22 protein-coding genes are annotated in these 22164 nt (G+C 46.5%); 16 read left to right on the top strand and 6 right to left on the bottom strand.

Features of this window, described 5'->3' with window-relative positions; all coding sequences use genetic code 11:
- Nucleotides 1-49: 49 nt before the first annotated feature.
- A complete protein-coding gene (locus KTG14_RS09225) occupies nt 50-241 on the bottom strand; it encodes a CsbD family protein (RefSeq protein WP_211654653.1) in 192 nt (63 codons plus the stop codon).
- Between the two features lie 108 nt (nt 242-349).
- Complete coding sequence (locus tag KTG14_RS09220; RefSeq protein ID WP_216970653.1) at nt 350-640, bottom strand: hypothetical protein; 291 nt, start codon at nt 638-640, stop codon at nt 350-352.
- Nucleotides 641-957: 317 nt separating this feature from the next.
- Between KTG14_RS09220 and KTG14_RS09215 the strand changes: the two genes are divergently transcribed.
- Nucleotides 958-2034, top strand: a complete 1077-nt coding sequence (locus KTG14_RS09215) for a glycosyltransferase family 4 protein (protein WP_216970652.1) — start codon at nt 958-960, stop codon at nt 2032-2034.
- Nucleotides 2035-2118: 84 nt separating this feature from the next.
- Here the strand turns inward: KTG14_RS09215 and KTG14_RS09210 are convergent, their stop codons facing one another.
- Both KTG14_RS09210 and KTG14_RS09205 read right to left on the bottom strand, forming a co-directional pair.
- Nucleotides 2119-3174, bottom strand: a complete 1056-nt coding sequence (locus KTG14_RS09210; protein WP_216970651.1) for an LCP family protein — start codon at nt 3172-3174, stop codon at nt 2119-2121.
- Between the two features lie 163 nt (nt 3175-3337).
- A complete protein-coding gene (locus tag KTG14_RS09205; protein WP_216970650.1) occupies nt 3338-3973 on the bottom strand; it encodes a YigZ family protein in 636 nt (211 codons plus the stop codon).
- 153 nt (nt 3974-4126) lie between these two features.
- Here KTG14_RS09205 and KTG14_RS09200 point away from each other — a divergent pair, with 153 nt between their 5' ends.
- On the top strand, nt 4127-5272 hold the full coding sequence (locus tag KTG14_RS09200; protein ID WP_216970649.1) for a sensor histidine kinase: 1146 nt from the start codon (nt 4127-4129) through the stop codon (nt 5270-5272).
- Nucleotides 5273-5300: 28 nt separating this feature from the next.
- Nucleotides 5301-5975 (top strand): response regulator transcription factor, encoded by a 675-nt coding sequence (locus KTG14_RS09195; RefSeq protein ID WP_058383351.1) that lies wholly within the window; start codon nt 5301-5303, stop codon nt 5973-5975.
- 76 nt (nt 5976-6051) lie between these two features.
- Here KTG14_RS09195 and KTG14_RS09190 read toward each other — a convergent pair whose 3' ends face one another.
- Entirely contained in the window at nt 6052-6660 is a 609-nt protein-coding gene (locus KTG14_RS09190) for a 3'-5' exonuclease (protein ID WP_216970648.1), read from the bottom strand.
- A 131-nt stretch (nt 6661-6791) separates the two neighbouring features.
- On the opposite strand from KTG14_RS09190, the gene KTG14_RS09185 reads away from it, so the two are divergent.
- From KTG14_RS09185 to KTG14_RS17840, 4 genes are all read left to right on the top strand, one after another.
- Complete coding sequence (locus KTG14_RS09185) at nt 6792-7352, top strand: DUF4440 domain-containing protein (protein ID WP_216970647.1); 561 nt, start codon at nt 6792-6794, stop codon at nt 7350-7352.
- A gap of 174 nt (nt 7353-7526) precedes the next feature.
- Nucleotides 7527-8357 (top strand): DegV family protein, encoded by an 831-nt coding sequence (locus KTG14_RS09180; protein WP_216970646.1) that lies wholly within the window; start codon nt 7527-7529, stop codon nt 8355-8357.
- 40 nt (nt 8358-8397) lie between these two features.
- Nucleotides 8398-9726 carry an ATP-dependent helicase ComFA gene (locus tag KTG14_RS09175; RefSeq protein WP_216970645.1) on the top strand — a complete coding sequence of 443 codons (1329 nt, stop codon included), beginning with the start codon at nt 8398-8400 and terminating at the stop codon, nt 9724-9726.
- A complete protein-coding gene (locus KTG14_RS17840; protein WP_254178084.1) occupies nt 9723-10382 on the top strand; it encodes a ComFC family protein in 660 nt (219 codons plus the stop codon). Before KTG14_RS09175 ends, KTG14_RS17840 begins: the two co-directional genes overlap by 4 nt.
- A 69-nt stretch (nt 10383-10451) precedes the next feature.
- On the opposite strand, the gene KTG14_RS09165 is transcribed toward KTG14_RS17840, so the two are convergent.
- Nucleotides 10452-11159 carry an SDR family NAD(P)-dependent oxidoreductase gene (locus KTG14_RS09165; protein ID WP_216970644.1) on the bottom strand — a complete coding sequence of 236 codons (708 nt, stop codon included), beginning with the start codon at nt 11157-11159 and terminating at the stop codon, nt 10452-10454.
- A 126-nt stretch (nt 11160-11285) separates the two neighbouring features.
- Here KTG14_RS09165 and hpf point away from each other — a divergent pair, with 126 nt between their 5' ends.
- From hpf to KTG14_RS09120, 9 genes are all read left to right on the top strand, one after another.
- Complete coding sequence (gene hpf / locus KTG14_RS09160) at nt 11286-11855, top strand: ribosome hibernation-promoting factor, HPF/YfiA family (protein WP_302054936.1); 570 nt, start codon at nt 11286-11288, stop codon at nt 11853-11855.
- Between the two features lie 297 nt (nt 11856-12152).
- Nucleotides 12153-14669: a preprotein translocase subunit SecA gene (gene secA / locus KTG14_RS09155; RefSeq protein ID WP_216970643.1), complete on the top strand. Its 2517-nt coding sequence runs from the start codon at nt 12153-12155 to the stop codon at nt 14667-14669.
- A gap of 69 nt (nt 14670-14738) precedes the next feature.
- A protein-coding gene (gene prfB, locus KTG14_RS09150; RefSeq protein ID WP_216970802.1) for a peptide chain release factor 2 occupies nt 14739-15840 on the top strand; the annotation gives its coding sequence in 2 pieces (ribosomal slippage) (nt 14739-14810 and nt 14812-15840; 1101 coding nt in all).
- A gap of 145 nt (nt 15841-15985) precedes the next feature.
- A complete protein-coding gene (locus tag KTG14_RS09145; RefSeq protein ID WP_216970642.1) occupies nt 15986-17182 on the top strand; it encodes a cation:proton antiporter in 1197 nt (398 codons plus the stop codon).
- Nucleotides 17183-17402: 220 nt separating this feature from the next.
- Nucleotides 17403-18218, top strand: a complete 816-nt coding sequence (locus tag KTG14_RS09140; RefSeq protein WP_374939891.1) for a YitT family protein — start codon at nt 17403-17405, stop codon at nt 18216-18218.
- Nucleotides 18219-18272: 54 nt separating this feature from the next.
- On the top strand, nt 18273-18620 hold the full coding sequence (gene cccB, locus KTG14_RS09135; protein WP_216970640.1) for a cytochrome c551: 348 nt from the start codon (nt 18273-18275) through the stop codon (nt 18618-18620).
- 267 nt (nt 18621-18887) lie between these two features.
- Nucleotides 18888-19574: a cell division ATP-binding protein FtsE gene (gene ftsE, locus KTG14_RS09130; protein WP_101190690.1), complete on the top strand. Its 687-nt coding sequence runs from the start codon at nt 18888-18890 to the stop codon at nt 19572-19574.
- Nucleotides 19564-20448: a permease-like cell division protein FtsX gene (gene ftsX / locus KTG14_RS09125; RefSeq protein ID WP_216970639.1), complete on the top strand. Its 885-nt coding sequence runs from the start codon at nt 19564-19566 to the stop codon at nt 20446-20448. Before ftsE ends, ftsX begins: the two co-directional genes overlap by 11 nt.
- 111 nt (nt 20449-20559) lie before the next feature.
- Nucleotides 20560-22077, top strand: coding sequence for a murein hydrolase activator EnvC family protein (locus KTG14_RS09120; protein WP_216970638.1), 1518 nt, complete (start codon nt 20560-20562; stop codon nt 22075-22077).
- Nucleotides 22078-22164: the final 87 nt, after the last annotated feature.

The following is a 22164-nucleotide window of genomic DNA, read 5'->3' as shown; positions in this document are numbered from 1 at the left end:
TAAAATTTGGAAATAAAAAAACCCGGCAGTTACGCCAGGTTTCATGTGTTTATTTATCTTTATTAAAGCCTTCTTTGAACTTGCCGACTGTATCTTGCACATTGCCCTTTGTTTTGTCTGATTTGCCTTCAGCTTGCATGTCAGGGTTATCTGTCGCGTTGCCGACTTGGTCTTTCAATTCGCCTTTGCCCTTGCTGACGGCGCCTTTCAGTTTATCAGAGAATCCTTTTTTATCAGCCATTTGAAAACCTCCCTTTGAACTTTTCTTATTGCATGTATAGCCTGTTTTTAAATTTATAAACCTCGGGTAACAATTAAAAAGCTTCCCACTAAATCGGGAAGCATCAGTTTATGATTTTAAGGATTGTTCATTGAGTGTTTCTTTTGCTTTTTCCTGTACTGAAATGCACAAGTCCTGCTCTGCTAACCGTTTTAAGGTGGTGAGTGGCGTGGCTGCATTTGCGGCGACACCTTTGCGGACTTCTGGATGCTGGTCAAGCGACAAGTCAACAAGGAGTCCCTCGCAATTAATGGAGTGTGCGAGTTCAGCCCGTTTAGGGTAATCCATTTTCAATACAGCCGCTTCATCATAAGGAGACCACTCTTTCTTCGATGCATAAAAAAGAAAATTGCTGTCCATATCCGCACTCCCGCTCAAAATTAGTATGATATTCGTAATCCATGGGTTTATTATAGCATATTATGGATATAATACTATAAAAGTGCCTGTTAATTCTGAAAATTATCAAAAAAATAATTGTTCAGTCTAAAAGTATCATTCTTAGAATTTATTTGAATGAAATATGGGGAAGCTGGAAACTTTTCTTCAATGTAGGTCGTCTTAATTAAAGGGAAGATAAAAAATGACAGTATGTATCACTTTCTTTTTTTATTGTCCGTGCTATAATAACAATGGATATGTATGCAAAATTAGAGTTTTTTTTAAGGAGGAAGGACATGCTATACCTGACACTGGTTGTGGCATTTATCGCTTCGATTCTCCTGACACCCCTTGTGAAGAGATTGGCATTTCGCATCGGGGCAGTGGATCGGCCCAATTACCGAAAAGTACACGCAAGGATTATGCCGCGTTTAGGCGGATTAGCTATATTCGGATCATTTTTAATCGCTTATCTTTTCCTTCAACCGAAGGATCCGGTTTCAGCTGCATTTGAGTCATCGTTAATCCCGATTGAAACAGCTATCATTATCGGCGCGTTTTTGATCATCGTGACGGGCGTCTTGGATGATATGCTCGAAATTACAGCGAAAGCCAAAATGCTCGGTCAACTGGCTGCAGCTGGCGTTGTGGTCATTGGCGGCGGGCTCGAAATTTCATTCATTAACTTGCCGTTCGGCGGTGTTTTGGATTTTGGCTACTTCAGTATCCCGCTGACAATCATCTGGATTGTGGGCATTACCAACGCCATCAACTTGATTGACGGGCTTGATGGTTTGGCCGCAGGGGTTTCCACGGTTGCGCTATTGACGCTGGCAGCGATGGCCTTCATCATGGGCGATATTTTCGTTATGTCGACAGCGGCCATTCTTGCCGCCAGTTCTATCGGCTTCCTATTCTATAATTTCCACCCGGCGAAGATTTTCATGGGGGATACAGGGGCCTTGTTCCTCGGTTTCATGATTTCTGTACTCGCATTAATGGGTTTCAAAAACGTGACAGTCGTTGCTTTGATCATCCCGATCATCATGCTCGGCGTCCCGATTTCGGATACCTTCTTTGCCATTGTGCGCCGTGTGCGTGAAAAGAAATCTATTTCAGAAGCGGACAAATCGCATTTGCATCATTGCTTGCTGAACATCGGGTTTTCGCATAGCCAGACCGTATTGATCATTTACGGTATCTCCGCATTATTCGGACTTGCAGCCTTGCTATTTTCCCAAGCGACTTTGTGGGGAGGCATCTTGTTGATCGGCGTCATGCTTCTGGCGATTGAATTATTCGTAGAAGTGGTCGGGCTTGCTGGGAAGAATTACCGCCCATTGATCAATCTAGTGAGAATGATAGGGAAGTAAAAAGTGGCCGCGGCCGCTTTTTTTATGTGTAAAGTCATCAAGAGCACAAAAAAAACTGGCAACCGTTATCGGTTGCCAGTTTTTTTATTCTTCCTGATCTGATCCGGTGGCTGGAAAAGCCTGCTCGGTAAGATCATCTTCGTTCAAAGAAAGATTGGAAGTGTCCGGTTTTAAGCCGAGGTGGCTTTGGAGAATGTCTTTCAATTCCTCAAGCGATTCTTCATCGGGCATGTAGTAGTAGATGCCTGTTGACATATCATCGTATCCTTGAACACTCATCGTATCGATATCTGGTTTGCCACTTTTCGCATATTCGAAGAATGCCTGCATATCGCGGAAACTCAAATTGGTTTTCATATTGTCTCCGACAGCTTCGATGACATTGCCGTATTTACTGATAGATCCTGCCGATAGGGCTTTATCCATGATGGATTCGAGAATCATCTGCTGGCGCTTGCCGCGTTCGATGTCGTTATCGTAATGCCGAGTTCTAGCCAAGGCCAATGCTTCACTGCCGTTGAGCTGCTGGATTCCTTCTTCGAGTTCGATTGCATTATGGGAATCTGTTTCGTCTTTTTCTTTCAAGTCATACGGTACTTCTGCTGTAATTCCGCCGAGTGCATCTACGACATCGACGAAAGCATCAAAGTTCATCGTCATGTAATAATCCACCGGCACATCGAGCAGGCCTTCGACGCTTTCAATCGTTGAGCGTGGGCCGTTCAGTGCATAGGCATGCGTGATTTTGTCTTCATAGCCGGAGTCCGGAATGAAGGTGTACGTATCCCGCGGTATGCTGACGAGCTTCACTGATTTTTCTTCATTATTCAAGGTTGCCAATACTAACGCGTCTGAACGGATGTTATTGCTGCTTTGATCCCGTGCGGCGCTGTCGTCAATTCCGATGAACAAAATCGAGATGTTATCACTCAAGGGTTCGACTTGTTCATCGCGGAGGTCTGATTTATCACGACCATCTGCAGACTCATATGCGTTGTTCGCAGCAAACTCGGCTTTTTTCACAAGCCAAATGCCGAATGCGGATAAACTAATCAACAAGGAGATAGCCAGGATGGCAGAGATCTTGATGATCTTCCGCCGTCTGCTGGACTTTGCCTCCCGCTGCATTTTTCTACTCATTGTAGTTGCTCCTCTAATGGGGATTATGTGCGGCTTGGGTAGTAGCCAAGCACATGAACGTAGCTTTTAACTAATCTTAAGGGCATAGTGAATTTATGAATTTTCATTTTTTTGTGCTGTGGATATTATACAGTGATTTTTTCTGCGCGTAAATGAAAAGAAACTAAGCGTGTGGAAATTCGAGGAATTCGGTGCGCGCTGACTCGATGTCAGCTTGCCCATTTGTCAATTCATTGACCCAGTCGATAAATTGTTGATTTTTTTCGATTGGCACATGAATGGAGAGAACCACGGCATCCGAATAATCGATTCCGGCCAACGGATAATCCGACTGGCGTATTTCATTTTCAATCTTGCCGAGCCATGTATAATCGATGGAGACCTTCATCAAATGGTGCAAGCGGCGTTCCACTACGCCGGATGCGGAGATCGCCTCCGTTGCAGATTTTCCATAGGCGCGGATTAGGCCGCCGCCTCCCAGTTTGATGCCGCCATAATAGCGCGTCACTACCAGCACAGTATCTTTCAACCCTTGTTTTTTCAATACTTCCAGCATAGGAACGCCCGCTGTTCCGCTGGGTTCCCCATCGTCATTCGCTTTTTGGATGGAATCGTGTTCACCGATAATGTAAGCTGAACAATTATGGGTGGCCTGGCGGTGTTTCGATTTGATGGAATCGATGAAAGCGATCGCTTCTGTTTCTGTTTCAGCCCGTGCTGCATGACCGATGAAACGGGACTTGTTTATGAGTATTTCTGCATTGGCAGAAAAACCTACTGTTATGTAATTTTCTCGCATTTTTACTCCCCCTGTTGTAAAATGAAATCAGATAATTTGTAATGTATTCTTAATATGCTGTTGCGTATATAGTGATATACTTGTTAAAGCCCGTAAGGCGAAAGAAGCAAAGAGACGGATGGTTACAGTAAGTATAGCTAAGGCGGTTTTAGAATGGCAAAGAAAAACGATGGAACTTCATTAGATTCCATCTTTGACGAGCTGGTCGCAAAGATGGACCAGTCGAAACAGGATATTTTCGCCATTAGCGAAGAAAGTCGCCGCAGCTATGAAGAGATGAAGGACGAATTGGAGAATGTCAGGGCGAACATCAGCCGCATCATAGCGGAAGGTGACGCGCTTGAAGAGCGGACCCGCTCGGCACGCCGGCGACTCGCAGAACTATCGGGTTCTTTCGAATCTTTCACTGAAAGCCAGGTTCGCGAAGCTTTTGAATCGGCCAACGAACTGCAAGTGCAATTATCCTTGAACCGCGCCGAGGAAAAAAAGTTTCGGCAAAAGCGGGACCGCCTGCAGCGCAAGCTCCAGAAGTTACTTCAGACGATCGAACGTGCAGAGCGGCTAGTCAATCAAATCAATGTGGCCACCAATTATTTATCGTCGGATCTGGAAGATTTCGGGGACGCGGTCGATAAGTCGAGGAGCAAGCAGGATTATAGCTTAAGGATTATCGAAGCCCAGGAAGAAGAGCGTAAAAGGCTGTCGCGTGAAATCCATGACGGCCCAGCCCAGATGATGGCAAATGTCCTGCTGCGCTCGGATTTAATCGAGAAAACTTACCGCGAAAAAGGCGCGGATAAGGCCTTCAAGGAAATTTCTTCGTTAAAGGATATGGTGAGGCAAGCGCTCACGGAAGTCAGGCGCATCATTTATGACTTGCGTCCGATGGCGCTTGATGATCTCGGGCTGGTCCCAACTTTGAAAAAATATCTGGAGACGATTGAAGAATACAATCGCGGCGTCCGGCTATTTTTCCATTCCAATGGAAACGAAGTCCGGCTCCCGAATAATTTTGAGACGTCCATTTTTCGCTTAGTCCAAGAATCTGTTTCAAATGCGATTCGCCACGGCAAATCGACAGATATCGAAGTTAAGATGGAGTGGCTCGCCGAACAGGTCTCTATTATCATTAAAGACAACGGTTCCGGCTTTGACCAGGAAATTGTCAAAGACCAGTCATTCGGCTTGACCGGCATGAGGGAACGTATTGAATTGATCGGCGGGGAATTTTTTATCAATTCCACGCTCGGCGAAGGAACGGTGTTAATGTTTCATATCCCGCTGAAGGCGGGTATGTAAGATATGGTATTTTGAGGAGGACGACATAATGACAAAAATTATTATTATTGATGACCACCAATTGTTCCGAGAAGGCGTTAAGCGCATCTTGGACTTTGAAGAATCGTTTGAAGTGGTCGCAGAAGGCGGCGACGGCGAGGAAGTCATTAAGCTGTACGAAGAGCATCAGCCGGATGTTGTGTTGATGGATATCAACATGCCGCAAAAAAACGGCGTCGAAGCAACGGGTGAATTGATTGAAAGATTCCCAGACGCTAAAGTCATTATGCTGTCCATTCACGATGACGAATCGTATGTAACGCATGCGCTTAAAACAGGCGCACTCGGTTATATGCTGAAAGAAATGGACGCAGATGCCATCATCCAGGCGATTAAAGTTGTCGCAAAAGGCGGCTCTTACCTGCATCCGAAAGTCACGCGCAATTTAGTGATGGAGTTCCGTCGCTTAAGCGAACGTGAAAACAAAGGATCTTTCCATCAAACAGAAATCCGTCGCCCTTACCACTTATTGACAAAACGCGAAAGCGAAGTTTTGCAATTGTTGACAGACGGACAGAGCAACCGTGTCATCGGTGAAACTTTGTTCATCTCTGAAAAAACAGTGAAAAACCATGTATCGAGCATTTTGCAAAAAATGCAGGTCAATGACCGTACTCAGGCAGTCGTCACAGCCATTAAAAACGGCTGGGTGGAAGTGCGTTAATAAGCATTGAGCGGCAGCGGTTCAACCGATGTCAAAAATATGAAAAAGCGCCGGAAGTTTTTCTTCCGGCGCTTTTTTACATGCGTCCGATGCAGAACTGATAAATCGATGCAGTGACGAGGCAATCCCCGAGCGCATCGTGGGCATTGTGCTCGAGCTCGAGATAGGCGGATAGTGTCGTCAATTTGTGATTCGGCGTTTCGGTGATGAATTTACGTGCCAGCCTGACCGTATCGATGACTTGATAAGGCGGCACCGGCGTGATGTGATCAAGCGCATAAAGAAATCCCATATCGAATGGTGCGTTGTGGGCGACGATCGGCAAATCACCGATAAAGTCGATCAATTGCGGAGCGATTTCCTCGATGACCGGCGCATCCTGGACATCTCCGTTGCGAATGCCGGTGATGCGGGTGATGGTGCTTGAAATCGGGCGTTCAGGATTGATCAATAAATACATCGTATCTTGTTGTTGATGCCCGATATATTTAACGGCACCGATTTGGATGATCTTATCATCACCTGCACGCAAACCGGTCGTTTCAAAATCGAGCACAATATAGTCATCTGCCGGTGCCATTGTCAAATTGTATTTTTTCGCCCGTGCAGCGGTTCTTCTTCGCGGGTACGTGCGTGTGTCTTGCATCTTTTGGTTGAGCAAACGCTCTGCTTCCCATTTTTCCAAATGATCGCCTCCTTTGGCTTTTCTTCCATTGTACATGACAGTGGAACGAATTGTCCTGTCGCATATTGACACCGTTTCTTCATTGTATTCCCGGAAGAGCTGTGGCAAAATGAGCGCAGGAGGAATGCATCATGAAAAAATGGATAATGGCAACGGGGCTCATGTTGGCGCTCGCAGGCTGTTCAGGCGAAGAAGATGCTTCGGTCAACGGCAATACTGCGGAAGATGGCAACGTGGCCAATGAAAATAATGCGGTGGAACACGGTATCACTGACCAAGAAGTTGGGTTTACATTGGACGATGAAGGAGACATCATCGCTGCGGATGTTCCGGAAGCTGAAAAGCAGGAACTCCTTGACGCATTTGAGGAATACATCGCGGCTTTTAATGCGGAAGACATGGATCGATATATGGCGACCATCGCTGAAAACCCGGATGGCTTTGACCGCGAAGAAGATCAACAGGCATTGAGCGAAGCCTTTGAAAATTACGATACGACGTATACGACAAGCGATGAGACAATCGTCAAATACGAAGAGGACCGGGCGGAAGTTTTTGCCACGATCGATGTGGAAATGAATGAAGCCGGAACGGAGCAAGGAATGCAGCAATCCGGGCGCCAAGTGGTCGTTTTCAAGAAAGAGCAGGATGACTGGAAAGTGACGAGCCTGCACTTCATCGGAAATCAATAGTTGAAAACTGTACGAAGGGCTTTTCCTTGCAGGCAAATCGATGCTTGTATCCGGAAAAGCTTTTTTTATTCGCGCCAGTTTAAAATCGTGACGGAAATAGATCCGTCAATGGACCAGATTTTCTGTCTATCGGCAGGTAAGTTTTGGTAAGATAGCAGTGGAGGCTGATTGAAAATGAAAACAGCAATTGTGACAGACAGCACGGCATATATTCCGCAACAGCAAGCAACAGATAAAGGCATACATGTAGTTCCTTTGCAGATTACATTCGGCACAGAATCCTATGCGGAAACCGAATTGGATACTGCGGAATTTTACAAAAAAGCACGTGAAGAGCTCCCGAAAACCTCTCAGCCGCCAGTCGGTGAGTTCATTTCATTATATGAAAAGCTTTCCGGGCAATACGAGGAAGTGGTAGCCATTCACCTGTCGAGCGGCATCAGCGGAACGATGGCCGGATCGAAGCAGGCGGGAGAGATGACAGAAGGCGTGGATGTCCACGTATTCGATTCTGAAATCGCGTGTGCCGTTCAAGGATTCTATGCGCTAAAAGCAGCGGAACTGGCGGAGCAAGGCGTGGATGCTAAAGGGATTTTGGCAGAGCTTGAGGTAATGAAAAAAACGCTGCGTGCTTATTTCATGGTGGAAGACCTTCGCCATTTGCAGCGCGGCGGGCGTTTGTCAGGGGCGCAGGCTTTAGTTGGAAGCATGCTCCAGATCAAACCACTGCTGCATTTCCAGGATAAGCTCATCGTTCCGTATGAAAAGATCCGCACACGAAAAAAGGCAATGAACCGCATTGCTGAAGAATTGAAAAAAGACTGCGGCAAAGAACCGCTTCAAGCGACGGTCATCCATGCTAATCGCCTGGAAGAAGCAGAAAAATGGAAAGCGGAGCTTGAACTGGCCTGCCCAGATGTGGAATTCACGATTTCCCATTTTGGCCCGGTGATTGGTACGCATTTAGGAGAAGGCGCGATGGGTCTTGGCTGGGCAAAGAAATGACCGGTCAAGGCCTTTTGGCTATAAAAAAAGGAGGAAACCCATGCAGGCAATCGAAGCATTTTTAAGAGGCAGGATATGGATGAAGCAATTCATTCCATTCCCCAAAGAACTTGTACAGGAAGCAATCGATCGAGGCGACGTAATCGTTATCAACGGCATATCTGCTGATGGCGAGTGTGGAAGATGCCAGGAGACCTCACCTGATTATGTGATTTCGTACACATGCGCAACATGCGGGAAAATTTGCCGCTATTGCCGAACATGCATCAAAATGGGACGCATCAGCAGCTGTACAGAATTGGTTTTGTGGACAGCTCCCGCCATTCAAAATGCCGGCCCCCGCGCCTTCGGGTGGAATGGCAGTCTGACGCCCCAGCAGGAAACTGCATCGAAAGCCATCGCAGACAGCATCCAAAAAGGAGCGGATCATCTGCTGTATGCTGTTTGCGGTGCCGGCAAAACCGAAATTCTATTTTCTCCGATCCACGAAGCGCTGCAAAAAGGATTGCGCATTTGTGTAGCGGCGCCGCGCACAGATGTCATCCTCGAATTGTCCCCCAGATTCAAACAGGCATTCCCCGATGCCACCGTCCACACACTATACGGCGATAGCCCCGAACAAACCGGCTACGGGGAAATTATCCTGGCCACCACTCATCAATTGTATCGATTCCAAGAAGCTTTCGATTTATTATTCGTCGACGAAGCGGATGCTTTCCCGTATTCGCTTGACCCATCGCTTGAACGGGCTGTGAAAAAAGCTGCCAAGCCGTCTGCTCCCGTTATCTACATTTCCGCCACCCCATCCAAAACACTTCAAAAACAAATTGCCGGACACTCCACTATATTCAGGCGCTATCATGGCGCGCCACTGCCAGTTCCTGTCTACCGGGCTATGTGGAATTATGAACGCCATCTCCGAAAAGGCAAGCTTCCGTCTCCATTAAAAGATTGGATAGAAGACAAGCTTCGAAAAAAGCAGCCGTTCCTGCTGTTCTTTCCGTCTATCCAGTTGATCGAGCTAGCAAGCCCGCTCCTGCACAAAGTCGATTGCGCAATCGCTCCGGTCCACTCAAAAGATCCACAGCGCAAGGAAAAAGTGATGCACTTAAGGGAAGGTGCTTTAGCAGGTCTTGCCACCTCCACCATTTTAGAACGCGGCATCACCATCCCCCACTTGCAAGTCGCGGTCATCGGAGCAGATCACCGGGTATTCGACCGGGCGGCACTCATTCAAATTGCTGGGCGGGTCGGGCGAAGCGCGATAGACCCTTCTGGAGATATCGTGTTTTTTCACAATGGCATCACCAGGCAAATGGATGCGGCCAGGCAAGAAATCCTCTTCTATAACCAGGAGGGGAAAGTATGAACTGCTGTTTATGCGAGCAAACATTGCGCTTTGTTCCTTCGTGGCGCGGCATTTTTCTCTATGAACCTCCAGAAGTGGTGTGCCAGCTGTGCCGGAATGAGTTTTCAAAAATTACAGGACCATGCTGCAAATTTTGCGGCAAGGAAGGCGAAACGATATGCCGCGATTGCCATTATTGGGAACAGCACGGTTACCCGGATCTCATTCGCTCAGGAAAAAGCCTATATCACTACAACGACGCCATGAAAGACTGGTTCCACCAGTACAAGTTTTTGAAGGATGTCTTATTGGCTCAAGTGTTTGCCAAAGATTTACGGGAAGTTTTGAAGAATGAGCGGGGAGTGGTGGTGCCGATTCCGCTGAATGAAGAAAAGCTCCGCGAACGGAGCTTTTCGCAAGTGGATCAATTGTTGCTGGCAGCGAATATTCCATACCGGCATCTGCTGGAGAAATGCGGTGAAACCTTGGGGGAGAAAACCCGCCAGGAACGGATGGCGACAAAGCAGTTGTTTCGCCTGAACGGGGAAGCGGTTCCGAAACAGCTGGTGCTCGTCGATGATCTCTACACAACAGGCACGACCATGCGGCAGGCAGCAAAAACTTTGCAGCAAGCGGGCGCAGAATCAATTCGCATACTCACCTTGATTCGCGCCTAAGCTTGAAAAAACGACTGACTTTTAGGCAATTAAAAAAACGGCTGCATGGAGCAGCCGTTCACGTTTGTATTAATGTTCATAGATCATCTTGCGCGTCATGCCGCCGTCAATCGTCAAACATTCCCCTGTGATGAAGGAATTATCAGGATTCGACAAGAATAAGCACGCTCTAGCGATATCGTCCGTTGTGCCGACACGCCCGCTCCAATGCTGCTCATGATCGACTTGACGGAGCTCGTCCCGGTCGCCGGTATGTATCCAGCCGGGCGCGATAGAATTGACGCGAATGCCTTTTGTATGTAGGCTTGCTGCAAGCGAATGACTGAGCGCAAAAATCCCCCCTTTGGATGCAGAGTAGCTTTCCGTCCCTTGTTCTGACATGAATGCTCTCGTCGATGTCATATTGACGATCGACCGAATGTCCTCGTCCATATAGCGGGCAGCTTCGCGGCTGCAAATAAAGACGCTCTTCAAATTCGTATTGAGCACGCGGTCCCAATCTTCTTCGGTCAATTCCCAAAGTGGGGTGAATTCAGAAACTCCGGCGTTGTTGATCAGCACATGAATGCTGCCATGGGATTTGTGGATGTCAGCGAATACGCGTTCGACTTCTGAAAAACTCCCTACATCACAGCGGCGGTATTCCACCCCGTCGATCTCGACTTCTTCAATGTCCAGGCCGATGACGTTTGCGCCTTCTTTTTGGAAATAGTGAGCTACGGTTTTCCCGATGCCTTGTGCGGCACCTGTTACTACGATTGTTTTATTTGTAAACATGAGCTTCATCTCCTTGTCGTATAGTTTACCTTTTTACTATAGTGCTGAAACTTTTTACGTTTCAAGAAGGATTCCGAAGGGAACAACTAGAAATAGATAGATAGCAAAACAGAAGGAGGAGTTCACATGCTGCAATTCAACATCAGAGGCGAGAATATTGAGGTAACTCCCGCAATACGCGAACACATCGAGAAGAAGGTAGAGAAAATCGAACGCTACTTCACCGATGGGGCGAATGCAACAGCGATGGTCAACCTGAAAACGTATAATCATAACCAAACAAAAGTGGAAGTTACAATTCCGATGAAAAACCTGACACTACGTGCTGAAGAACGGCACGATGATCTCTATGCAGCGATCGATTTGATCGTTTCAAAACTGGAACGTCAAATCCGCAAATATAAAACGAAAGTCAATCGCAAATTCCGTGATCGCGAAGGAATGGGCCTTGCTTTTGCACAAGCCGAAAGCGAAGCGCAAAACAACGGTTCAGTAGAATCGGATGATGAGGAAGATTTGAAGATTGTACGTACCAAGCAATTCGATTTGAAACCGATGGACGAGGAAGAAGCGGTTCTGCAGATGAATATGCTTGGACATAACTTCTTTGTCTTCACAGATGCAGAATCGAACGGCACAAATATTGTCTATAAACGAAAAGACGGTTCTTACGGACTGATCGAAACAACTTCATAATATGGAAAGCCTCCTGTAACGGGAGGCTTTTGTTATGCACTTTTTTTATTGTGTTTTCCCGGCTCCCTTTTATGCTTGTAAGAGTTGCCAATAATCAGCTCTTTTTCATAAAATTTTGCCGACAATGGAGAAATGCTTTGTTTGCACGCTTTATAGTGCAGTGTTAAAATAAATGGTGAGATTTTTTTTGAAAAATGCTGCATATGGTTAAGATAAACCCCAAAGAAATGAAAATATGAGCAATAGCGGTTTCAAGGTTGTCTTCAGCCTAAATCGCCATGCAGGGAGCGGTTAAACATGCTTGGAGTATTGAATAAAGTATTTGACCCGAATAAACGGGATTTAAAAAGATTGGAAAAGGTATCAGATCAGGTGGAAGCACTGGCCGACGAGTTTACGGCTAAGACAGACGAAGCATTAAAAGCGAAGACTGCCGAATTCACAGCGCGTTTCGAACAAGGCGAGTCACTCGATGATATATTGCCTGAAGCATTTGCGACAGTCCGAGAGGCGTCAAAGCGTGTCCTTGGAATGTATCCATTCCGCGTTCAGATCATGGGGGCCGCATCACTTCATCAAGGCAATATCTCCGAAATGAAAACCGGTGAAGGTAAAACCTTGACTTCGACGATGGCTGTCTATCTGAACGCCATCACCAAAAAAGGCGTCCATGTCGTGACGGTCAACGAATACTTGGCAAGCCGCGATGCGGAAGAAATGGGCCTGCTTTACAATTGGCTCGGCCTGACAATCGGGCTGAATGTTAACAGCTTAACGAAAGAACAAAAGCGCGAAGCATATCAGGCAGACATCACATATAGCACGAATAACGAGTTAGGCTTCGATTATTTGCGCGATAATATGGTTCTGTATAAAGAAGATATGGTTCAGCGTCCGCTGCATTTTGCCGTGATCGATGAAGTCGATTCGATCTTGATCGATGAAGCACGGACGCCATTGATTATTTCAGGTCAGGCAGCGAAATCTGCCCAGCTCTATATGCAAGCAAACGCTTTCGGGCGACTGCTTCAGAAAGATACGGATTACGCTTATGATGAAACGACAAAAGGTGTGGTGCTGACGGAAGAGGGGATCGAGAAAGTTGAGAAGGCCTTCAGCATCGACAATTTATTTGATTTAACACATGTACGTTTGAACCACGCGATCAATCAATCGCTAAAAGCGCATGTTACGATGCAAAAAGATGTCGATTATGTCGTCCAGGACGGCGAAGTGGTCATTGTCGATCAATTTACCGGCCGCCTTATGAAAGGCCGCCGCTATTCGGACGGGCTTCACCAAGCAATTGAAGCCAAGGAAGGCCTCGAAGTCCAGAACGAATCGATGACGATGGCGACGATCACATTCCAGAACTATTTCCGCAAATATGAAAAATTGTCAGGTATGACTGGTACGGCGAAAACAGAAGAAGAAGAGTTCCGCAACATTTACAATATGAATGTAATCTCCATTCCGACAAACAAGCCGATTATCCGGGATGACCGTGTCGATTTAATTTATGCTACGACAGAAGGCAAGTACAAAGCGGTTTCTGAAGACATTATCGAGCGCCATAAAAATGGCCAACCGGTTCTTGTCGGTACCGTAGCGATTGAAACGTCTGAAATCATTTCCGAGTATTTGACCAAAAAAGGCATCAAGCATTCGGTCTTAAACGCGAAGAACCACGCACATGAAGCTGAAATCATCTTGGATGCCGGCCAAAAAGGCGCTGTCACGATTGCCACGAATATGGCAGGTCGCGGAACGGACATCAAATTAGGTGAAGGCGTCATCGAAGCAGGTGGACTCGCGGTCATCGGTACCGAGCGCCACGAATCCCGCCGTATCGATAACCAGTTGCGTGGTCGTTCAGGACGCCAGGGAGATCCCGGTGTGACGCAATTCTATCTATCGCTTGAAGACGATCTGATGCGCCGCTTCGGTTCGGATGCCATGCGCAATATGATGGGTAAACTGGGCATGGATGATTCCCAGCCGCTTCAGTCTCGCATGGTGACACGTTCTGTCGAATCTGCCCAAAAACGAGTGGAAGGCAATAACTTCGATGCACGGAAACGCCTTTTGCAATATGATGATGTGCTGCGCGAACAGCGCGAAATCATTTATAAAGAGCGTTTGGAAGTGCTCGAGACCGGCGATATGCGCGAACTTGTCGACAATATGATCGACAGTTCAATCGGTCGTATGGTCGCAAGCTATACTACTGCAGAAAAACCGGAAGAATGGCATTTGAAGTCTCTGACTGAAGTGATTTCTGGAAATCTATTGCCAGAAGATACGATCACGCCGCAAGAGCTAGAAGGCAAGACACAAGAGCAGATTATCGAGTATGTACGCGAAAAAGTAACGGCGCATTATAATGAAAAAGAAGTAGAAATGACGCCTACCCGTATGCGTGAATTCGAAAAAGTCGTGCTGTTGCGTTCGATTGATACAAAATGGATCGACCACATCGATGCGATGGATCAATTGCGCCAAGGAATTCATTTGCGTGCCTACGGACAGAATGACCCGCTTCGCGAATACCAGAATGAAGGGTTTGCCATGTTCGAAGCGATGATTGAGGCGATTGAAGACGACGTGGCGAAATACGCCATGAAAGCGGAAATCAAGAACAATCTCGAGCGCGAAGAAGTGGCGAAAGGACAGGCGGTCAACCCAAAAGAGGGCGGCCAAGCCACAAGTAAGAGAAAAGAACCGGCTCGTCGCGAGATGGAAGTCGGGCGCAACGATCTATGTCCATGTGGCAGCGGCAAAAAGTTCAAGAACTGCCACGGGGCCGCATCGTAAACGAAAACAGGTGTACATTGCCGAAGAGCAACAGCTCTTCGGCATTATTATGAGGAGGAACTTTATATGATGGAATTAGCGGATATTCGCAACGAGCTCGACAAAACAGCCGAAAAACTGGCGGACTTCAGGGGGTCTCTTTGACTTAGAAAACAAAGAGGCACGTATACAGGAATTGGATGAAAGAATGATTGACCCGAATTTCTGGAATAACCAAGAAGAGGCGCAAGTGGTCATTTCTGAAGTGAATGCATTAAAAGATACGGTTAATCGTTATCGGAAGTTCGAAGAAGAGCAAGAGAATATGGAAATGACGCTCGAGCTTTTGCGTGAAGAACCGGACGAGGAACTTCATGAAGAAGTGAGCGGTGAACTGAAGCAGTTTCTTAAAGACTTGAACGCGTTCGAGTTGGAGCTTCTGTTAAGTGAAGAATACGATAAAAACAATGCCATCTTGGAATTGCATCCAGGTGCTGGCGGAACAGAGTCCCAGGATTGGTGTTCGATGCTTTTGCGCATGTATACGCGCTGGGCTGAAAAACGCGGATTCAAAGTAGAGACTTTGGATTACTTGGCCGGAGACGAAGCCGGCGTTAAATCAGTGACGCTTGGCATCAAAGGCCATAACGCTTACGGCTATTTAAAAGCTGAAAAAGGCGTTCACCGTTTGGTCCGTATCTCACCTTTCGATTCCTCAGGACGCCGTCACACATCATTCGTGTCATGCGAAGTGATGCCAGAATTCACGGGCGAAATCGAAATCGATATCCGCACCGAAGATTTAAAAGTCGATACCTATCGTGCAAGTGGCGCCGGAGGGCAGCACATCAATACGACAGACTCAGCTGTCCGGATCACCCACTTGCCAACCGGGGCAGTCGTGACATGCCAACAGGAACGTTCGCAGATCAAAAACCGTGAAAAAGCGATGCAGATGCTGAAAGCGAAGCTTTATGCATTGAAAATTGAAGAGCAAGAACAGGAATTGCTCGAAATCCGCGGAGAGCAAAAAGAAATCGGCTGGGGCAGCCAGATCCGCTCTTACGTTTTCCACCCGTATTCCATGGTTAAAGACCATCGGACGAACCATGAAACTGGAAATCTCCAGGCTGTCATGGATGGCGATCTGGATGGATTCATCCATGCGATGCTGCGTTCGAAAATGCAGTAAGCTGAAAAGTATTACGTTATTTATTAAATGTCCGACCCCCGAAAGCTATTGCTCAATAGAGCCGTGGCTTCCGGGGGTTTTTTTATGCGTAAAGAGGCAATAGAAGAACAAGGAGCGTATATTTGCCAAGGAGCTGTTGGATAAGATGACACATCAATTATTGGTCTTGCTGATCATCGGATATATTGTCTATACAATCGATATCAAAAAGAATTTTTTCCCGGTTCCGGTCGTGTTGGTAGCGATTGGCTTGGGGCTTTCATTTATTCCGTATTTCGATGAATTCAATATCTCAAAAGAAATCATCTTCAATGTTTTTTTGCCGGCAATGTTGTTTACCGCGGCTTATCAGTTTCCGTTGAAACAGTTAAAGCGAAATATCGGCATCATTGTCAGTTTGAGCACGATTGGACTTATTCTCACTGTTGTTTTGCTAGGCTTGGCTATCTATTTCGCTGGGGGGGTCTTTACTAGCTTGTCCTTAACAGCCGCTTTTTTATTGGCAGCCATCTTGACACCGACCGATCCGATATCAGTGACTGCTATTTTAAAAGAAAGCAACGGTGCTGAACAGATTGCTGATGTCGTTGAGGGGGAGTCAATGATCAACGACGGGACGAGCATCGTCTTTTTCACGATTTTCCTGACGATGTATCAAACAGGAAACGGATTTTCATTGGGCAAATTTATCTCGGAATTGCTGCTCGTTTCGATCGGGGGAGTCGTTCTCGGAATCGCTATAGGCTGGTTGATGAGCAAAACAATCCGCTTTACCCAGGATAAACAATATCAAGTCATGCTGAGTGTCATCGGAGCTTACGGTGCTTTTTATATAGGAGAAGCAATCGGCGTGTCTGGCGTTCTTGCGACAGTGGCAGCTGGAGTATTTATCGCTTATGAAATGGGGAGGAATATTAAGGAAGATACACTTCCCCAGTCATTGAACGGTTTCTGGGACATCGTTACCCCGATTTTATTGGCGGTGCTGTTTTTGTTAATCGGCATGCGCGGTGCCGAGTATCTAGCATTTTCAGGCTGGTGGTTCGCGTTTGCGATTTTCCTATTGACTATCATCGTCCGCTTCATCGTCATCGCGCTGTTCATTTACGGGGTGCCCAAATGGCGGGATGAATTCAAAAATGATTTTTCAACGATCACGTTAACTGCTTGGTCAGGAATCAAGGGCGCCATGTCTATTGCCCTGTTGCTGTGGCTCGAAGAAACGGCGCCTAGGCAAGACCATATGCTGATTTCCCTGGCATTTGCGGTGATTTTGTTGTCCCTCGCTATTCAAAGCATCGGTATTTATCCACTATCGAAAGTGTTAAAAAAATTTCAATAGAAGAAGGCTTTCGGTAAATATGGGGTGTGGCCGATCGAAGAAAACTAGCAGTTTCCTTGTGGCAGGGCTATTGCTTTATCCAGATGAAGTTCACAAAAAACGGGGGGTCTGCTATACTCTGACAGGGTTCAAGTGAATATAGACGAAAGAGGAATAATAGCTTATGGGTAAACGAAATATACGAAAATCAAGAGATCCACATCCGGTTTTGACAAGTGTAATGGATTATATCGCCGTTCTGGCTGGAGCAGCAATTGTCGCAATTTCATTCAACGTGTTCTTATTGCCAAATGAAGTTGCGTCTGGAGGAGTCAGCGGCATTAGTACGATTCTATTCGGCTTGTTCGAATGGAAGCCAGCATTCGTTCAATGGGCATTCAATATCCCGCTGTTTATTTCGGGCCTCATTTTGCTCGGCAAAAATTTCGGCATCAAGACAGCGGTCGGCACGGTATTTTTACCACTCGTCGTGTTCCTTACGGAGGACTGGGAAGCCTGGACGAGAGATCCGCTGCTCGGCTCGCTGTTTGGCGGCATCATGGTCGGTCTCGGGCTGGGAATCGTGTTCCGCGGGAAAGCATCGACTGGCGGAACCGATCTTGCAGCGCAGATCATCACCAAATACACCGGCCTGACTCTCGGTACAAGCGTTGCGATCATCGACGGCATGATCGTGTTGGCAGCAGCCATCGTTTTTGATATTGAAAAAGGATTGTATGCACTGATCGGATTGTACTTGACGACCAAAACGATCGACTTGGTGCAAGTCGGGTTTAGCCGTTCGAAAATGGTATACATCATCACGAACAAGCAAGTGGAGATCCGGGATGCCATTTACGACGAAGTCGATCGAGGCGTAACGGAATTGACAGCGACCGGCGGCTACTCAGGGAATGAAAAACCGATTTTAATGGTCGTGATTCCGCAAACAGAATTTACACGGCTGAAACAATTGGTTAAATTAATCGATCCGCAAGCTTTTGTTATCGTATCCGACGCTTCCGAAGTGCTAGGGGAAGGTTTCAAACGTGCTTAAATTTGGTATACTCCTATAGAAGGTAAAAAAAGCAAGACGAAGAGGAGGATTTCCATGAAAAAGCAATTGATGACCGTATTGTTCGGTTCAGTTCTTGTACTTGGTGCATGCGGCGGCGGGGAAGAAACATCTCCTGAAGAACCGGCTGATACAGGCGGCGATACAGAAACTGAAACAACGACAGTGGATGCAGAAGCAGTCATTCAGCAAAACTGTATTTCATGCCACGGTGAAAACTTAGAAGGCCAGGGCAACTTCCCGGCATTGAATGATGTGGGATCCCGCTTGTCACAAGAAGAAATCCTGTCAGTTATTCAAAATGGCCAAGGCGCTATGCCTCCGAACATCATCGAAGGCGAAGAAGCAGAAGCTGTAGCAGAATATCTGGCGGACCAACAATAAACCGGCATTACGCCCGGTTTATTTTTTTTGCCATAAAACGAGGTATTTATGTTGATGAATGGTAAAAATAAGGGAAAAATAGATGATTTAAGGCCTTATAATATTAAAATTTCAGATAATTCTTTGTATCGAGACTGAGTCTGAATTGAAATGTAACTGTAACAAAAAAGAGGTTTAGGAGTGTTATAATAACCGTGCTGCAAAATTTGCTATGTACTTGGGAAATAAACTTCGGCGAAATGCCGAATGACTATAGGTGGTTTATCAATGATACAAATGAAGAATGTCTATAAAAAATATCCGAACGGCATTGTAGCGCTTAACGGATTGAACGTTGAGATTGCACAAGGTGAATTCGTCTACATCGTCGGCCCGAGCGGAGCTGGTAAATCCACGTTCATCAAAATGATGTATCGTGAAGAACGTCCTTCTTCAGGGCAAATGCTTGTCGATGGAAAAGATATCGCAAAATTGAAGAACCGGAAAGTGCCTTTTCTTCGCCGTGACATTGGCGTAGTATTCCAGGATTTTAAACTGCTGCCGCGCTTAAATGTATATGAAAATGTTGCGTTTGCACTCGAAGTCATCGAGGAAAAACCACAAATCATCAAAGAGCGCGTCATGGAAGTCCTCGACATGGTCGGTCTGAAGCACAAAGCGAAAATGTTCCCGCGTGAATTGTCTGGCGGAGAGCAGCAACGTGTGTCTATCGCCCGTTCGATTGTCAACACACCGAAAGTGATGATTGCCGACGAGCCGACAGGAAACCTTGACCCGGATACCTCGTGGGATATCATGAACCTTTTCGAACAGATCAACTCGACAGGGACGACCATCATCATGGCGACCCATAACCGGGAAATCGTTAATAAGTTAAGACATCGCGTCATTGCCATTGAAGGCGGGCTGATTGTACGCGACGCAGCCGGAGGTGATTACGGCTATGAAGATTAGAACATTTGGCCGTCACATCAAAGAAAGCCTTAAGAGCCTCGGGCGAAATGGCTGGATGACATTTGCCTCTGTCAGTGCCGTCACTGTTACTTTGTTGCTTGTAGGGGTATTCGTCATGATTATGATGAACCTGAATAAAGTCGCCGATGATTTGGAAAACGATGTTGAAATCAAAGTCTTTGTCTCACTTGATGCAGAAGAAGAAGATGTTGCAGAACTCGAAGAAGAAATATCCGGCCTTGAGGGCGTTGAATCGGCCGACTTTTCAACAAAAGAAGAAGAGTTGACGGACCTTGTGCTCGACTTTGGCGAAGAACTCAGTTTGTTCGAGCAAAGCAATCCATTGTTTGATGTGTTCTATGTAAAAGCGACAGAACCTCAACAGACTGAAACAGTAGCAAACGAAATTGCTGCATTTGAATATATCGAAGACGTAGAATACGGAGAAGGAAAAATTGAGAAGCTTTTCAATTTCCTTAACGCAGGGCGTAATGTTGGACTGATCCTCATTTTGGCATTATTGTTTACAGCGATGTTCTTGATTTCGAACACGATCCGCATCACAATTGTGGCGCGTCGCACTGAAATCGAGATCATGAAACTTGTCGGGGCAACCAATTGGTTTGTCCGTGTGCCATTTATCTTGGAAGGCATGTGGCTCGGGATCCTCGGTTCCATCATACCGATCGGGCTGGTTGTACTGCTATATCAGAAAATCACGGAATTCGTACAACCACGTCTCAGTGGAGAACTGTTCCAATTGCTCGAATTTTCACCGTTCATTTATCAAGTAAGTGCGTTGATCTTGGCAATGGGTGTCTTTATCGGGATTTGGGGAAGTTTTATGTCCATCCGAAAGTTTTTACGGGTATAATCAATCCAAGGCCTATGGTCGTATATTAACCATAGGTCTAAAACTTACATAAATGAGGAAATAAAATACAGACATAGAAAAAGAACGTAAATCCAAAGGGGGAAAACGAACTTGAATTCGAAGTCTAAATGGATGTTGTCCAGTGTTTCATCAATTCTAGCATTGTCACTGCTGATGCCTAGTGCACACGCAAACACAAACAAGCTCGATGAATTGGAACAGGAGCAACAGCAAGTGCAAGAAGAACAGCAAAAATTGGAAAAAGAACGCAAAGAGTTGGAAGAAAAAGAAGAAGACTTGAGTTCTGGTATCGAAAAGAAAGAAGGCGAGATTCAGGAAACATCTTCAAAACTCGACAGCATCGTTTCGGAAATCCAGCAATTGGATAAGAAAATGCAGGAAACACAATCAAAAATCGACACAGTACAAGCAGAAATCGACCAAACCAAAGAAGAAATCGATGAATTGAAAGAAGCCATCAAAGAGCTTGAGCGTAAAATCGACGAACGCACTGAATTATTGAAAGAGCGTGCGCGTGCCATCCAGATGAGCGGTGGATCTGTCGATTACATAGATGTTCTTCTGGGGGCCAATAGCTTTATTGATTTTATCGACCGGTTTTCAGCAGTCAACACTTTGATCGAAGCTGACCGTGAAATCATGCGTGAACAAGCAGCTGACAAAAAAGAATTGGCTGCGAAAAAAGAAGCAGTCGAAACGATTCTTGCAAATCAAGAAGAGCGCCGTGCTGAACTGGTTTCATTGAAAGCATCATTGGATAGCCAGAAAAAAGAACAAGCTGGCTTGAAAGCTCAAATGGAAGCGGAACAGAAACGTTTAGCTTCAGAGAAAAACAATTTGGAAGCACAGCATGAAGAAGCGCTTGAAGTTAGCGCTGCAGTCGAAAAGCAGATTATGGGACAACAAGCCCGCATGGCGAAATTGGCTCAGCAAGAAGAATCTGAACGCGCGCGCATAGCCGAAGCAGAACGGAAAGCGGCCGCTGAAAAAGCCGCAGCCGAAAAGGCCGCAGCTGAGCGTGCAGCAGCCGAGAAAGCAGCGGCTGAACGGGCAGCAGCCGAAAAAGCGGCCGCTGAAAAAGCGGCAGCCGAAAAAGCTTCTGCTAAATCTTCATCAGCAAGCACCAGCGTTGCAAGCCCTGCGCCAGCAGCTCCGGCACCAGCGCCAGCTCCAGCACCGGCTCCTGTCGTTAAGCCATCAGCTAATTTCGTGATGCCTGCATCAGGTCGCCATACGTCCGGATTTGGCGGGCGTGATATCGGAGACGGTGCAGAGACGCATCTTGGCTACGATATCGCCAACAGCCCAGGAACACCTATCGTTGCTTCAGCGGCTGGATTCGTTTCATATGCAGGATCGATGGGCGGCTACGGCAATGTCATCATCATTACCCACTCGATTAATGGTCAGCCATACGCGACTGCTTATGCTCACTTGAGTTCAATTGGGGTATCAGTCGGGCAAAAAGTTGAGCAGCGCCAGTTTATCGGTGGCATGGGCAATACGGGCCGTTCGACCGGTTCTCATTTGCATTTTGAAATTCACGTAGGATCTTGGAATGGGGCGCGCAGCAACGCTGTGAACCCAGCCAATTATCTCTCTTATTAATCCAAAAAGCCGTCAAGGCCGTTCTTTCCGCTTCACGACTGGTGAAGCTTGGAGAAATGGCTTGGGCGGTTTTTTCGTTGACACAAT

This window comes from Planococcus sp. CP5-4_YE (assembly GCF_019042655.1).
Lineage (GTDB): Bacteria > Bacillota > Bacilli > Bacillales_A > Planococcaceae > Planococcus.
This window is presented reverse-complemented; position numbering and strand designations above follow the sequence as displayed.